Source organism: Zoogloea ramigera, from assembly GCF_006539865.1.
Lineage (GTDB): Bacteria > Pseudomonadota > Gammaproteobacteria > Burkholderiales > Rhodocyclaceae > Zoogloea > Zoogloea ramigera.
The window spans coordinates 21,288-35,552 of the sequence record NZ_BJNV01000052.1; the positions used below are offsets into that span (position 1 = coordinate 21,288).

The 14,265-nt window shown below is 67.9% G+C and carries 13 protein-coding genes and 1 other RNA gene; 10 read left to right on the forward strand and 4 right to left on the reverse strand.

What is annotated here, in order from left to right; all coding sequences use genetic code 11:
* Positions 1 to 39 precede the first annotated feature (39 nt).
* The 4 genes from ZRA01_RS14295 to ZRA01_RS14310 form a co-directional block, all read right to left on the reverse strand.
* Positions 40 to 768 (reverse strand): DsbC family protein, encoded by a 729-nt coding sequence (locus ZRA01_RS14295; protein WP_141353367.1) that lies wholly within the window; start codon positions 766 to 768, stop codon positions 40 to 42.
* Between the two features lie 121 nt (positions 769 to 889).
* Positions 890 to 2,053, reverse strand: coding sequence for a UbiH/UbiF family hydroxylase (locus ZRA01_RS14300; protein WP_141353369.1), 1,164 nt, complete (start codon positions 2,051 to 2,053; stop codon positions 890 to 892).
* 74 nt (positions 2,054 to 2,127) lie between these two features.
* The gene (locus ZRA01_RS14305) at positions 2,128 to 2,628 is read right to left on the reverse strand and encodes a YMGG-like glycine zipper-containing protein (RefSeq protein ID WP_141353371.1); all 501 of its coding nucleotides are present in this window, start codon (positions 2,626 to 2,628) and stop codon (positions 2,128 to 2,130) included.
* Positions 2,625 to 3,257 carry a hypothetical protein gene (locus ZRA01_RS14310; protein WP_141353373.1) on the reverse strand — a complete coding sequence of 211 codons (633 nt, stop codon included), beginning with the start codon at positions 3,255 to 3,257 and terminating at the stop codon, positions 2,625 to 2,627. The genes ZRA01_RS14305 and ZRA01_RS14310 overlap by 4 nt, the downstream gene beginning before the upstream one ends.
* A gap of 215 nt (positions 3,258 to 3,472) precedes the next feature.
* Here ZRA01_RS14310 and rnpB point away from each other — a divergent pair.
* From rnpB to ftsW, 10 genes are all read left to right on the forward strand, one after another.
* An RNA gene (gene rnpB / locus ZRA01_RS14315) (RNase P RNA component class A) lies at positions 3,473 to 3,860 on the forward strand.
* A gap of 362 nt (positions 3,861 to 4,222) precedes the next feature.
* Positions 4,223 to 4,669 (forward strand): division/cell wall cluster transcriptional repressor MraZ, encoded by a 447-nt coding sequence (gene mraZ / locus ZRA01_RS14320; protein ID WP_141353375.1) that lies wholly within the window; start codon positions 4,223 to 4,225, stop codon positions 4,667 to 4,669.
* Entirely contained in the window at positions 4,666 to 5,595 is a 930-nt protein-coding gene (gene rsmH / locus ZRA01_RS14325; RefSeq protein WP_141353377.1) for a 16S rRNA (cytosine(1402)-N(4))-methyltransferase RsmH, read from the forward strand. Before mraZ ends, rsmH begins: the two co-directional genes overlap by 4 nt.
* A gap of 1 nt (position 5,596) precedes the next feature.
* Positions 5,597 to 5,863: a cell division protein FtsL gene (gene ftsL / locus ZRA01_RS14330; RefSeq protein WP_141353379.1), complete on the forward strand. Its 267-nt coding sequence runs from the start codon at positions 5,597 to 5,599 to the stop codon at positions 5,861 to 5,863.
* Positions 5,860 to 7,614, forward strand: a complete 1,755-nt coding sequence (locus ZRA01_RS14335) for a peptidoglycan D,D-transpeptidase FtsI family protein (RefSeq protein WP_141353381.1) — start codon at positions 5,860 to 5,862, stop codon at positions 7,612 to 7,614. The genes ftsL and ZRA01_RS14335 overlap by 4 nt, the downstream gene beginning before the upstream one ends.
* Entirely contained in the window at positions 7,611 to 9,128 is a 1,518-nt protein-coding gene (locus ZRA01_RS14340; RefSeq protein ID WP_246093683.1) for a UDP-N-acetylmuramoyl-L-alanyl-D-glutamate--2,6-diaminopimelate ligase, read from the forward strand. Before ZRA01_RS14335 ends, ZRA01_RS14340 begins: the two co-directional genes overlap by 4 nt.
* Positions 9,125 to 10,501: a UDP-N-acetylmuramoyl-tripeptide--D-alanyl-D-alanine ligase gene (locus ZRA01_RS14345; protein ID WP_141353383.1), complete on the forward strand. Its 1,377-nt coding sequence runs from the start codon at positions 9,125 to 9,127 to the stop codon at positions 10,499 to 10,501. The genes ZRA01_RS14340 and ZRA01_RS14345 overlap by 4 nt, the downstream gene beginning before the upstream one ends.
* 60 nt (positions 10,502 to 10,561) lie before the next feature.
* Entirely contained in the window at positions 10,562 to 11,650 is a 1,089-nt protein-coding gene (mraY, locus tag ZRA01_RS14350) for a phospho-N-acetylmuramoyl-pentapeptide-transferase (RefSeq protein ID WP_141353385.1), read from the forward strand.
* Between the two features lie 6 nt (positions 11,651 to 11,656).
* Positions 11,657 to 13,048, forward strand: coding sequence for a UDP-N-acetylmuramoyl-L-alanine--D-glutamate ligase (gene murD, locus ZRA01_RS14355; protein WP_141353387.1), 1,392 nt, complete (start codon positions 11,657 to 11,659; stop codon positions 13,046 to 13,048).
* The coding region (gene ftsW / locus ZRA01_RS14360) for a putative lipid II flippase FtsW (RefSeq protein WP_141353389.1) at positions 13,045 to 14,265 on the forward strand (1,221 nt) is incomplete at its 3' end. The genes murD and ftsW, both read left to right, overlap by 4 nt.

The following is a 14,265-nucleotide window of genomic DNA, read 5'->3' on the forward strand; positions in this document are numbered from 1 at the left end:
CGCGCGAGGCGGGCGTCGGTGAAGCAGGTGGGTGCGAGCTTACTTGCCGGCAGCCTGGCTCATTGCCTGCTCCAGCTGGGCGAGGGGCACGGCGCCGGGCAGGCGGTTACCGTCGGCGGTGAAGATCGTCGGGGTGCCGGTGACCTTGATCTTCTGGCCGAGGGCCACGTTCTTGTCGATGGCGCTGGTGTCGCAGCCGGCCGCCGCGGCCGCCGGTGCCTTGCCGCCGACCATCCAGTCGTTCCAGGCAGCGGCCTTGTCCTTGGCGCACCAGATGTTCTTCGACTTCTCGGTGGAGTCGGGGCTCAGGATGGGGTACAGGAAAGTGTAAACCGTGGCGTCCTTGAGGCTTTGCAGGTCTTTGGCGAGCCGCTTGCAGTAGCCGCAGTTGGGATCTTCGAAGCTGGCGATGACGCGCTTGCCGTTGCCGCGCACCTGCTTGATGGCCTGGTCGAGGGGCAGGGTGGCGAAGTCGATCTTCATCAGCTGCAGCATGCGCGCCTGGGTGACGTTCTTGCGTGTCTTGGCGTCGATGATGTTGCCGTCGATGATGAAGCTGGCGCTGGCGTCGGTGTAGAGCAGCTCGCCGGATTTCAGCACGACCTCGAACAGCCCGCCATACGGCGTTTTCTTGACGCTTTCGACGGCGGGTGCGTTGAGGAAGCTCTCCAGGTTTTTCTTGACCTTGGCCTCGTCGTCGGCTGCGTGGGTGAGGCCGGCGGTGAGAAGGAGGGTGACGAGCAGCGAACGCACGAAGGGGAATTTCATCCGGTTCTCCAGGGAACAGCAGGGTTCAGAAATGACAGGGCTTTCAAGGAAACGCAGGGCCGCCCCAAGTTTCCTTGACCCCCACGGGGGGCGGGCTGGGCGGAGCTCAGCCCTGGGGGCGCTAGAAGCGGCCCGCGATCGCGTAGCGGATCAACGCGTTGCGTAGGACAGGCAGGCGGTTGGTGAGGTTCAAGCCCAGGTTGCGCAGGCCCGACAGCAGCGGGTCGGCGGGCTTGAACAGGCGGTTGAGGCCGTGGGTGGTGTATTGCAGCAGTGCGGTTTCCTCGGCGCGGGCGCGGGCGTAGCCACGCAGCACCTGCAGCTCGCCCGGGTCGCGCCAGGCGGGCAGGCCGGTAAGCTGCCCGGCGAGTGCCCGGGCGTCCTGATAGCCCAGGTTGATGCCGTGGCCGGAGAGCGGGTGGATCGCGTGGGCGGCGTCGCCGATCAGCGCGAGACGCGGCTGAACGACGGCCTCGACGCGCATCAGGCGCAGCGCGAAGGCCGCGGCGGGGGTGACGAGCTCGAGCTTGCCGAGACGCTCGCCACCGGCTTCGGCGACCCGCGCGCAGAGGGCTTCGGGCGGCAGCGCGACGAGCTCGTCGGCGAGGGTGTCGGGGGCCGACCAGACTATCGACATCTGCTGGTCGGGCAGCGGCAGGTAGGCCAGCACGCCATCCTTGCGGAACCATTGGAAGGCGGTGTTGCGGTGGGGTTTTTCGCAGCGGAAGTTGGCGACCACGCCCTTTTCGTCGTAGGGCGTGTTGCGGGCGCCGATGCCGGCCGCCTGGCGTACCCACGAGTCGCGGCCGTCGGCGGCCACCACCAGGCGCGCCTCGATGCGCCGACCGTCGGCGAGGGTCAGCCGGGCGGCGTGGTCGTCGATGGCGAGGGCGGCGGGGGCGGCGGGGCAGACCAGCGTCACATTGTGCTGGCGCTTTACCGTCTCCCACAGCTCCTGCTGCATCAGGCTGGATTCGACGATCCAGGCCAGCTCGCGCAGGCCGCTGTCGTAGGCCGAAAAATCGAGCTGCCCGCCGGCGTCGCCGTGGATCTCCATATCGTAGACCGGCGCCATCCGGGCCGCGTCGAGGTGCTGCCAGATGCCGATGCCGCTCAGGAACTCCACGTTGGTCGGGCTGATCGCATAGATGCGCGGGTCCCAGCCGGCCGGCCGGGCCGGGGGACGGGCTTCCACGATGCCGACCTTCAGATTGCTGCCGCGCAGGGCAGCCGCCAGGGCGGCACCGGCAAGCCCGGCACCGACAACGAGTACATCGAATTTCATGGGCAGATCTCCTGCGCCGGGATTGTGCCGCAGGGCGCAGGGGAAGTCACCCGCAATGCTTGCCGCGGCCGGCCTCAGCGCGGTGGCGGGGGCGGGGGCGGATAGTGATAGGGGCTGCCGGCGGCAGGTGGGGCCGGCTGCCGGTAGCCGTAGCCGCTGCCGGGCAGCTGGTTGCCCTTGGCGTACATGCACTGCTGGTAGGCGATGTCGTAGCGGCGCTGGGCTTCGGCGCCGGCGTAGGCGGCGTTGGATGTGCCAGACGCGGTGCCGGCGACCATGCCGACCGCAGCGCCGGTGGCCGCACCCCGGTTGCCGCCCGTGAGGGTGCCCGCCGCGGCGCCGATGGCGGTGCCCACCGCGGCGCTGCCGACCAGGTTTTCAGCGGCCCGGTCGGTCGTGTTCATCCCGATCGACTGCCCGGCGAAGGCGCGGCACTGGCGATCTTCCTGCACGAAGACCTCGAAGGGCTTGCCCGGCGCTGGCATCACGGCCACCCGCGGGCCGCTGGGCAGGCTGGCGCAGCCAGCGAGCAGCGTGAGGGGGATGAGCAGATGGACCTTGCTGGCGATTTTCATGGTTGCCTGTCTCCAGACGGTTGCGTGCCCTCGGGCGGGGTGGCGGCGACGGCTCTCCAGCCTTCGGGGCAGCTTGGTACATAAGGGTAGTAGCCCCGGGCGCTGTCGCAGTAATACCAGCTCTGTTGCCCGGCGCTGTTGTTGCGGGTGTTGCCGGGCGGGGTCGCCGGGATCTGGCGCCAGCCCTCCGGGCAGCTCTGGGCGTAGGGGTAATAGGCCTGGGCGCTGTCGCAGTAGTACCAGTTTTCGGTGTTGGTCTGCGGGGCCGGCTGCACGACGATGGGCTCGGACGGCGCGGGCTGCACGACCACCGGCTGGGGGTAGAACAGCCAGCTTGCACCGGCCACCCACCACCAGCCCCAGATTCCGTCATGACGGCCGTGGTACCAGTAGCCCGGCCCCGCGCCCGGGCCGTGAAAGCGCACCGCGGGGCCAGGCGCATGGATCCTGACGGCCGGGCCAGGTGCGTGAAACTGCGGCCCCGGTGCGCGGTACGGCTGCACGCGTGGAGCGCCGCCGAAACCGCCTCGGCCGGGCCCGGGTCGGTCGGCCGCGGCGGGGAGGGCGGCGAGGGTGCTGGCCGCCGCCAGTGCGGCCAGCAGGGCAGGGTGGGCGGATCGGATGGCCATGGCAAGCTCCTTTCAGTGATGGGTGGATTGCAGCACTGCGGCGACCGGGCTGCATGGCGGGGCGCAGGGCACGCGTAAGCGGATGCGACAGGGCTGGCTTTTTGAAAGATTCGATTACATTTGCACATCGGGGGCTGCAGGCCGTGACGCAGGTCGGCGCGATCGCCGCCTGCGGCCGGGCACGGAAGGCGCGAAGCCGTTATACTGCGCGCCGGGAAGTTCGCCAGGCAATCGCGTTACGTTCGCGTAGCGAGGAAAGTCCGGGCCCCGCAGAGCAGGATGCCGGCTAACGGCCGGGCGCCATAGCCTTCGGGTGAAAGCGACGGAAAGTGCAACAGAGAGCAGACCGCCGATGGCTCTTCGGAGATCAGGCAAGGGTGAAACGGTGGGGTAAGAGCCCACCGCGGCACTGGTGACAGTGACGGCACGGTAAACCCCATCCGGGGCAAGGCCAAATAGGGGGACGTCGACGCTGCTCGCGGAGTCCCCGGGTAGGCTGCTTGAGCGGCGTGGCAACACGTCGTCCAGAGGAATGATTGCCCGGCGTGCTGGTTTTCGGATCGGCCCGCTCGACAGAACCCGGCTTATCGGCGAGCTTCCCTTTTCTTCTTTGATTTTTCGTTTTCGCCCTATTTTCCCCCACGCCCGTGGGGCGTGGGGGCGTGCCAAATCGCTAAAATCACGTTTTTTGACATTGCTCGGTCTTGCCCGGCGATGCCCCCCTTTTGCCGCTCGCCGACGCTTTGCGAATTGAGCTTCAACTTTCGCAATCTTCTGTATCGGCGTTGATTTATAAGCGGATTTCCAGAATCCCGGCTGTCGCCCCTAAGTGCTTGTGCGCAAAAGGGATTTGCCCTTGGCTCGGCTTGACCGGGTATTCCTTTTGTTCTAAAGTGGGACGAAGTGGGCGAAAGTGGGAAAAAGTGAGTTTTTCTGGCTCGTTCGGGTGAAGAAGTGGGGGAAGCATGTTTCAAGGCGCAGCCGCGCTCAGTCTCGATGCGAAGGGTCGCCTGGCGATTCCTGCGCGGCACCGGGACGCGCTCGCAAAGCTGGCCGGAAGCACGCTGGTCCTGACCGCTCATCCCCATCGTTGTCTCCTCATCTATCCCGCTCCAGCCTGGGATCCAATCCGCGACAAAGTGCTTGCGGGCTCCAGTCTCGAACAACATTCGGCGCTGCTGAAGCGTCTCCTCGTGGGTTTTGCCCGCGACGAGGAGATGGATTCGGCGGGCCGCGTGCTGATCGCGCCAGAGCTCCGCAACTTCGCACAGCTTGAAAAACAGGTGCATCTGGTGGGGCAGGGCGATCACTTCGAACTCTGGTCGGATGCCGGCTGGCAAAAGCAGCAGGAGGCGATCTTCGCCCTCGGGGCTGAGCTTCTGCCCGCCGGTTGGGAAAACCTGCCGCTGTGAGCGCGACTCCGCATATCACGGTGCTGCTGAAAGAGGCAGTCGAGGCGCTGGCCATCAAGCCGGCGGGTATTTACGTGGACGGAACCTTCGGCCGCGGCGGGCACAGCCGTGCGGTGCTGGCGCAGCTGGGGCCAGAGGGCCGGCTGATCGCCTTCGACCGCGATCCGGTGGCGGTTGCGGCGGGCCGGGAAATCAAGGATCCACGTTTCGAGCTGGTGCACGCGCCGTTCTCGGACTTCGCCGAGGCGCTGGCGGAACGTGGGGTGGAAAAGGTCGACGGCGTCCTGCTGGATCTGGGGGTTTCCTCGCCCCAGCTGGACGAAGCGGAGCGGGGCATGAGCTTCCGCTTCGACGCGCCGCTCGACATGCGAATGGATACAACCCGCGGTCTGACTGCGGCAGAGTGGCTGGCGGAAGCGCCGGTCGCAGATATAACCCGGGTGCTGAGGGAATACGGTGAAGAACGGTTTGCTTATGAGATTGCAAAGGCGATTGCAGTTGCTCGGACAGGGGGGGCTGTTGCAACCACTGGACAGCTTGCCGCACTCGTGGAAAAAACGGTCCGCACACGCGAGCCGGGTCAGCACCCCGCGACGCGCACCTTCCAGGCTCTACGGATTTGCGTCAATCAAGAGCTTGAGGAGCTGTCGCTAGTCCTGCCGCAGGTGGTAGCAGCCCTGGCGCCGGGAGGCCGTCTGGTGGTGATCAGCTTTCATTCCCTCGAGGACCGCATCGTGAAGCGCTTCATGCGCGACGCGTCGCGGCCGCCGCAGCTTCCGGCGCGCCTGCCGGTGCGCGCGGCCGACCTGCCCAAGCCCAAGCTGGCCCTGGTGGGCAAGCCGGTGTGGCCGTCGGACGACGAGGTGGCGGCCAATCCGCGTTCCCGCAGCGCGGTGATGCGGATCGCCGAGCGGACGGAGGACTGACATGGCCCGCCTGACTGGATTTCTCGTGATGCTGGTGGTGGCGAGCAGCCTCGGCGTCGTCGCGTCCCAGCATCAGGCCCGCAAGTTGTATACCGCCGTCGAACGCGAGCAGCAGCGCTCCCGTCAGCTCGAAGTCGAGTGGGGCCAGCTGCAGCTCGAGCAAAGCACCTGGGCGGCTCACGCCCGTATCGAAAAACTCGCTCGCGAGAAACTCGCGATGCGCCCACCTCTGCCAGGGCAGATCATCGCCATCGAGGAGCGGCCATGACCAAGGCCAAGAAGGGCGTCACCTTCAACCACAATCCCCTGCTGCGTTCCGAGCTGCCAGCCTGGCGGCCGCGCTTCGTGCTGCTGTGCCTGCTCGGCGGCTCGCTCGCGCTGGTGGGCCGGGCGGCCTACCTGCAAGGGGTGAACGACCAGTTTCTGCAGGCCAAGGGCGAGTCGCGCTACGCCCGCGTGCTCGAGGTGCCCGCCACCCGCGGCAAGATCACCGACCGCCAGGGCGACGTGCTGGCGGTGTCGTCGCCGGTCAAGTCGATCTGGGCGATCCCGGAAGACGCCCGGCTGAACCCGGGCCAGGTCCGTCAGCTCGCCGGGCTGCTCGAGATGCCGGTCCAGGAGGTCAATCAGAAGCTGTCGGTCGACAAGGACTTCGTATTCCTGAAACGTCAGGTTTCGCCCGAGCTCGCTGACCGCATCGCGGCCCTCAAGCTGCCGGGCATCCATGACCAGCGGGAGTACCGCCGTTTCTACCCCGGTGGCGACGTGATGGCCCACGTGGTGGGCTTCACCGGCGTTGACGACAAGGGCCAGGAGGGCATCGAGCTTGCCTTCGAGGCCGCGCTGGCCGGCAAGCCTGGCTCCCGGCGGGTCGTGAAGGACCGCCGCGGCAACGTGGTCGAGGACGTTCAATCGATCCGTCTGCCCCAGGATGGCCGTGAGGTGGCGCTGGCCATCGACAACAAGATCCAGTACCTGGCCCACGCCGCGCTCAAGCAGGCCATGCTCGACCACAAGGCCAAGGCCGGCGGGGTGGTGGTGATCGACGCCAAGAGCGGCGAGGTCCTCGCCCTCGCCAACGCGCCCACCTACAACCCGAACAACCGGGTCAAGCTCACCGGCGACCAGTTGCGCAACCGGGCCCTCACCGACACCTACGAGCCCGGCTCGACGATGAAGCCCTTCACCGCCGCGCTGGCGCTCGAAAAGGGCAAGGTCACCGCCAACACGATCATCAACTGCGCGCCAGGCCGCATGACCATCGGCAGCGCGACGATCTCCGACGCGCACCCCCACGGGGCCCTGTCGGTCACCCAGGTGATCCAGAAGTCGTCCAACATCGGGGCCGCCAAGATGGCCCTCAGCTTCCCGCCCGAGACCATGTGGAAGATGTTCGATGATCTCGGTTTCGGCTCCCCGCTCAAGCTCGGTTTCCCGGGCGAGGTCGGCGGCCGCCTGCGGCCGGCCAAGAACTGGCGCCCCATTGAGCAGGCGACCATGTCCTACGGTCACGGCATGTCCGTCAACCTCATGCAGATGGCCAACGCTTACCAGGTTTTCGCCCGTGACGGCGACATCGTGCCCCTGTCCCTGTCCCGCGTCGACACGCCGCCGGTGCACGGCACCCGGGTGTTTTCGCCCCAGACCGCCCGTGAGGTGCGCCAGATGCTTGAGACCGTGGTGCAGCCCGGCGGCACCGCCCAGCAGGCCAACGTGCCCGGCTACCGTGTCGGCGGCAAGACCGGTACCTCGATGAAGCTGGTCGGTGGCCACTACGCCAACCGCTACGTGGCCTCCTTCGTGGGGATCGCCCCCATCTCCGACCCGCGCCTGATCGTTGCGGTGATGATCGACGAGCCCAGCAATGGCAAGCGCTACGGCGGTGAAGTGGCCGCGCCGGTCTTCGCCCAGGTCACTGGCGGCGCCCTGCGCACCCTCGGGGTGGCGCCGGATGCGCCGCTCAAGCCGCTTCAGGTGGCCCGCGGGGCCGCCGCGCCTGTCGTCCGGGAGGCCATGTGAGCGTGACGCTCCAGCAGCAAGCCCAGGGCGTCCTGGCGCGCCTCGCCGCCGAAGGCATCGAAGTCCGCAGGCTGTGCGTCGATTCCCGCCAGGTGCAGGCGGGTGATGTCTTTCTGGCCAGCCCCGGCCACCGGGTCGATGGCCGGCGCTTCATTGCCGATGCCGTCCGCTCCGGTGCCGCCGCGGTGCTGTGGGAGCGTGCCGGGCACGCATGGGACACCAGCCTGGCAGTGCCCAACATCCCGATCGACGGGCTGGCATCGCTGGCCGGCCACCTGGCTCACCAAGTTTACGGACGCCCCTCCGAGGCCATGTGGCTGGTGGGCGTGACCGGCACCAACGGCAAGACCTCCGTCACCCAGTGGCTGTCCCGCGCCTTCACGGCCCTCGGGCGCAAGTGCGGCGTGATCGGCACCCTGGGCATCGGGTTTCCGGGCGCCCTGTCGTCCAGCCTCAACACGACTCCCGACAGCCTCACCGTGCACCGCACGCTGGCCGAGTTTCGCGCAGCCAAGGCCGACGTGGCGGCGATGGAGGTCTCGTCCATCGGCCTCGACCAGGAGCGCCTCAACGGGCTGCACTTCGACGTGGCGGTGTACACCAACCTCACCCGCGACCACCTCGACTACCACGGCAGCATGGAGCACTACGGCGCAGCCAAGGCGCGCCTGTTCGACATGCCCGGCCTGCGTGCGGTGGTGCTCAACCTCGACGACCAGTTCGGCGTCGAGCAGGCCCGCCGCCTCGCCGGCCGCGACCTGCAGGTGATCGGCTACACCCTCAACCCCACCAACGCCGATGTGGCGCCGGTGAACCGCCTGATCGTCGCCGAGCGCCTCACCACCACGGCGGCCGGCATCCGCTTCACGGCCCGTTGCGGCAACGAGTCGGCCGATCTCTATCCGAACCTCGTCGGGCAGTTCAACGTGTCGAACCTGCTGGCGGTGATCGGCACCCTGATGGCTTCCGATTTTTCCCTCGAGGACGCCGTCACGGTGGCCGAAGACCTGACCCCGCCCCAGGGGCGCATGCAGACCCTCGGCGGTGTCGGCGACCCGCTGGTGGTGGTCGACTACGCCCATTCGCCCGATGCCCTCGAGCAGGTGCTCACCGCTGTCCGCCCGACCGTGAAGGCCCGCAACGGGCGCCTGGTCTGCGTGTTCGGCTGTGGTGGCGACCGTGATCCGGGCAAGCGCCCGCTGATGGGCGAGGTCGCCCGGCGTCTGGCCGACCAAGTCGTGTTGACCAGCGACAACCCCCGCGGCGAGGACCCGGACGTGATCCTGCAGGCTATTGCGGCCGGGGCGGGCGAGGGCGCCGAGACCATTTCCGACCGGGCCGAGGCGATCCGCCGTGCGATTCTTGCGGCCGCCGCCGACGACGTGATCGTCATCGCCGGCAAGGGCCACGAGCCCTACCAGGAGATCAACGGCGTCCGTCACCCCTTCTCTGACGTGGAGCAGACCCGCGCAGCCCTCGAAATCTGGAACGACGCCCAGGGAGAACTCTCATGATGTATCTCCAGGACGCAGCCCTGGCCACCGGCGGCACCGCGGTGGGCGGGCAGGTGCTCTTTCTGTCGGTGAGCACCGACTCGCGGGCGATCCAGCCCGGTCAGCTGTTCGTGGCGCTGCGCGGCGATAATTTCGACGGTCACGACTACGTCGCCGCGGTGGCAGCCCAGGGCGCCGCCGCCGCGATGGTCGACAAGGCCTGGGCCGCCGCCAACCCGGTGCCCCTGCCCCTGCTGGTGGTGGACGACACCCGGCTCGGCCTCGGCCAGCTGGCGGCCAGCTGGCGCAGCCGCTTCAGCCTGCCGCTGATCGGCGTGACCGGCAGCAACGGCAAGACCTCGGTCAAGGAGATGTGCGCTGCCATTCTGCGTGCCCAGTCGCGCCTGGATGGCCTTGACCCCGACCTCGCCGTGCTGGCCACCCGCGGCAACCTCAACAACGACATCGGCCTGCCGCTGATGCTGCTGCGCCTGTCGGGCAACCACCGGGCCGCGGTCATCGAGATGGGCATGAACCACCCGGGCGAGATCGGCTATCTCACCCGCCTGGCCCAGCCCACCGTGGCGCTGGTCAACAACGCCCAGCGGGCGCATCTGCAGGGCATGGGCAGCGTCAATGAGGTCGCCCGCGAGAAGGGTGCCATTTACGACGGCCTGTCCACAGGTGGCGTGGCCGTGATCAACGCCGACGATGCCTTTGCCGGTTACTGGAAGGCCATCAATGTCGGGCGTGAAACCCTGACCTTCGGCCTGTCTGAAGACGCCGACGTTACCGCCCGCTGCACCTCCCACGGTTTTGCCAGTGATCTCGTGCTCAGCGCCCCGCAGGGCGAGGCGCGGTTCCGCCTGCAAGTGCCGGGGCTGCACAACGTGCGCAACGCCCTGGCCGCGTCGGCGGCCTGCCTGGCCGCGGGGGTGAGCCTCAATGCCGTCGCCGCCGGCCTCGGCGCCTACACCGGCACCCCCGGCCGCCTGCACCTGCGCAAGGGGCTCCGTGGCGCCGTCGTCATCGACGACAGTTACAACGCCAACCCCGACTCGATGCGCGCCGGCATCGCAGTGCTGGCCGCCACCCCGGGCCGCAAGATCCTCGTGATCGGCGACATGGGCGAGATCGGCGAGCAGAGTTTCCAGTACCACGACGAGATCGGCGGCTACGCGAAGAGCGAAGGCGTCGATTTCCTGTTCGGGCTGGGTGAAATGAGCGAGGTTGCGGCGCGCAACTTCGGAGAAGGCGGCTTCCACTTCAGCAAGCTCGACGACCTCGTCGCGGCGGTGAAGGCGGAGCTCAATGCAGATACGGTGGTGCTCGTCAAAGGCTCGCGTTTCATGAAGATGGAACGGGTCGTCGACGCCATTGCGGAGAAGGTTTGATGAGTTCTGGTTGTACGGCTGTAGCCACGGTTTCCTGCGTAACGCTTCCGGGAGGGCGCCATGCTGCTTGAACTGGCCCTGTGGCTCGGCAAGGATGCCCGGTTTTTCAACGTCTTCGGCTACATCACGCTGCGGACGATGCTGGCTGCGGGCACCGCGCTGCTGCTCTCGCTGGTCTTCGGGCCGCTGGTCATCCGCTGGCTCGCCGCCAAGAAGATCGGCCAGGCGGTGCGCGACGACGGCCCCAAGTCGCACCTCACCAAGGCCGGCACGCCGACCATGGGGGGCGTGCTGATCCTCATCGCCATTGCCCTCACGACCCTGCTGTGGGGCGATCTGAGCAACAAATACGTGTGGGTGGTGCTCTGCGTGACCCTCGGTTTTGGCGCCGTGGGCTGGGTCGATGACTGGCGCAAGGTGGTCTATCGCGACCCGAAGGGGCTGGCGAGCCGCTGGAAGTACTTCTGGACTTCGGCCATCGCGCTGGGTGCCGCCAGCTTTCTCGGCCTCACCGCGACGCTGCCGGCCCAGCTCGAGCTGATCGTGCCCTTCTTCAAGGCGGTGAGCTACCCGCTGGGCGTGATCGGCTTCATCATCCTCACCTATTTCGTCATCAACGGCACCAGCCACTCGGTAAACCTCACCGACGGCCTCGACGGCCTGGCGATCATGCCGACCGTGATGGTCAGCGCCGCGCTGGCGATCTTCGCCTACGTGGCCGGCCACATGGGTTTCTCGAAGTACCTCGGCGTGCCCTACATCCCGGGCGCGGGCGAGCTCGCCGTGATCTGCGGCGCGATCGCCGGCGCGGGGCTCGGCTTCCTGTGGTTCAACGCCTACCCTGCCGAAGTCTTCATGGGCGACGTGGGCGCGCTGGCGCTGGGGGCCGCGATGGGCACCATCGCCGTGATCGTGCGTCAGGAGGTCGTGCTCTTCATCATGGGCGGCCTCTTCGTGGCCGAGGCCCTGTCGGTGATGGTGCAGGTGCTGTACTTCAAATACACCGGCGGCAAACGCATCTTCCGGATGGCGCCGCTGCACCACCACTATGAGCTGGGTGGCTGGAAGGAGACCCAGGTCGTGGTGCGGTTCTGGATCATCACCATCATGCTCGTGCTGTTCGGGCTGTCCACCCTCAAGCTGCGGTAAGCGGTCATGGCCCGTCCTGAACTCACTCTCGTTCTCGGCCTCGGCGAATCCGGCCTGGCCATGGCCCGCTGGCTGGCCCGGCAGGGTGTTGCGCTGCGGGTGGCCGACTCCCGCGAGACGCCCCCCGGCGTCGAGCGCCTGCGCGCCGAAGCGCCGGCCGCCGAGATCATCACCGGCCCTTTCGCCGACAGCCTGCTCGACGGTGTGAGTCGCCTGGCCATCAGCCCCGGCCTCGACCCGCGCCAGCCGCTGGTGGAGGCCGCGCGCGCGCGGGGCATTCCGGTGATCGGCGAGATGGATCTTTTCGCGCAGACGCTGCGTGATCTCGGCGTGCGCGAAACCACCCGCCTCATCGCCATCACCGGCACCAACGGCAAGACCACCACCACCACCCTGGTCGGCGAGATGCTGCGCGGCGTCGGGCTGGACGGCGTGGTGGCCGGCAACATCAGCCCCGCCACCCTCGACGTGGTGATGGCTCGCCAGGACGCCGGTGAGCCGATGCCCCAGGCCTGGGCCCTGGAGCTTTCCAGCTTTCAGCTCGAGACCGGGCCGGCCCTCGGCGCAGCCTCGGCTACCGTGCTCAACGTCACCGACGACCACCTCGACCGCTACGCCGGTCTCGACGACTACGCCGCCACCAAGGCCGCGGTCTTCGCCGGTGAGGGCGTGCAGGTGCTCAACCGCGATGATGCGCGGGTGATGGCGATGGCCCTGCCCGGGCGCCGGGTGTTCACCTTCGGGCTTGATGCGCCCGCCGGGCCGGACGATTTCGGTGTGCTCGATGTCGATGGCGACGAATGGCTGGCCCGCGGCAGCGAGCCGCTGGTCAAACGCTCCGAAATGCAGCTTGCCGGCAGCCACAACGTCGCCAACGCCCTCGCCGCGCTGGCCCTGTGCGAAGCCGCCGGTCTGCCGCGGGCCGGGTTGATCGCGGCCCTCAAGGCTTTCCGCGGCCTGCCGCACCGGGTCGAAAAGGTGGCCGAACGGGCCGACGGCGTCACTTATTACGACGATTCCAAGGGCACCAACGTGGGTGCCACCGTGGCCGCCCTCGAAGGCCTGCGCCGTAAGGTCGTGCTGATCGCCGGCGGCGATGGCAAGGGCCAGGATTTCTCGCCCCTCAAGGCGGCCTTTGCCCGCTACGCCCGGGCCGTGGTGCTGATCGGCCGTGACGCCGCTGCCATCGAGGCCGCGGTAGTCGGCAGTGGTGTCGAGCTGGTCCACGCCGCCGACATGGACGCCGCGGTGCTGCTCGCCGACGCCCGCGCCCAGGCCGCCGACGTGGTGCTGCTGTCGCCCGCCTGCGCCAGCCTCGACATGTTCCGCAACTACGCCCACCGCGCCCAGGTCTTCATCGACGCGGTCAAGCGCCTGCCCGGAGTTCGCCCCGCATGAAACTCGGTGCCAGTCTTTCGGGGTTTTTCTCCCGGGCCACCGCGGATAGCGCGGGGCCGGTGACGAGCCGTGCGGTCAACCGCCTGCTGCAGCCCCTCGGCCAGCCGCGCGAGCTCGACCCGTGGCTGATCTGGTCCGCCGCGGCGCTGCTGCTGCTGGGCCTGATCATGGTCTTCTCGGCCTCCATCGCCACCGCCGAAGGCAGCCGCATGTTCGGCCACCAGCCGGCTTACTTCCTGATCCGCCACGCGGTCTTCCTCGCCATCGGCGTCATCGCTGGCGTGGTGGTGTTCCAGATCCCCATGCGCGCCTGGCAGGAGATGGCGCCGTGGCTGTTCATCGCCGGGGTCGTGCTGCTGCTGGTGGTGCTGATCCCCGGCATCGGCCGGGACGTCAATGGCGCCCGTCGCTGGCTGCCGCTGGGGGTCGTCAACCTGCAGCCGTCCGAGCTGATGAAGCTCTTCGCCGCGCTCTACGCTGCCGACTACACCACCCGCAAGCTGCCGCTGATGGGCAGCTTCAAGCAGGGCTTCGCGCCGATGGCGGCGGTGATCCTGTTCGTCGGCTTCCTGCTGCTCAAGGAGCCCGACTTCGGCGCGTTCGTGGTGATCACCGCGATCGCCTTCGGCGTGCTGTTCCTGGGCGGCATCAACGTGCGCCTGTTCGTGCTGCTGGCGATCGTCGCGACCATCGGCTTCGTGCTGCTGATCACCTTCTCCGAATACCGCCGCCAGCGCATCCTGGGTTTCATGGACCCGTGGCAGGACGCCTACGGAAAGGGCTACCAGCTCTCCCACGCGCTCATCGCCTTCGGCCGCGGCGAGTGGTTCGGCGTGGGGCTGGGGGGCAGCATCGAGAAGCTCTTCTACCTGCCCGAAGCCCACACCGACTTCCTGCTCGCGGTGATCGCCGAGGAGCTCGGTTTCGCGGGGGTGTTCACCGTCGTGCTGCTCTTCGCGATCCTGATCCAGCGCGCCTTTGCGATCGGCAAGCAGGCGGTCACCCTCGAGCGCACCTACGCCGCGCTGGTGGCCCAGGGCATCGGCATCTGGATGGGCGTGCAGTCCTTCATCAACATGGGCGTCAACATGGGCCTGCTGCCCACCAAGGGCCTGACCCTGCCGCTGATGAGCTTCGGCGGTTCCGGCATCCTCGCCAATTGCGTGGCGCTGGCGATCCTTCTCCGGATTGACTGGGAAAACAGACAAATCATGCGA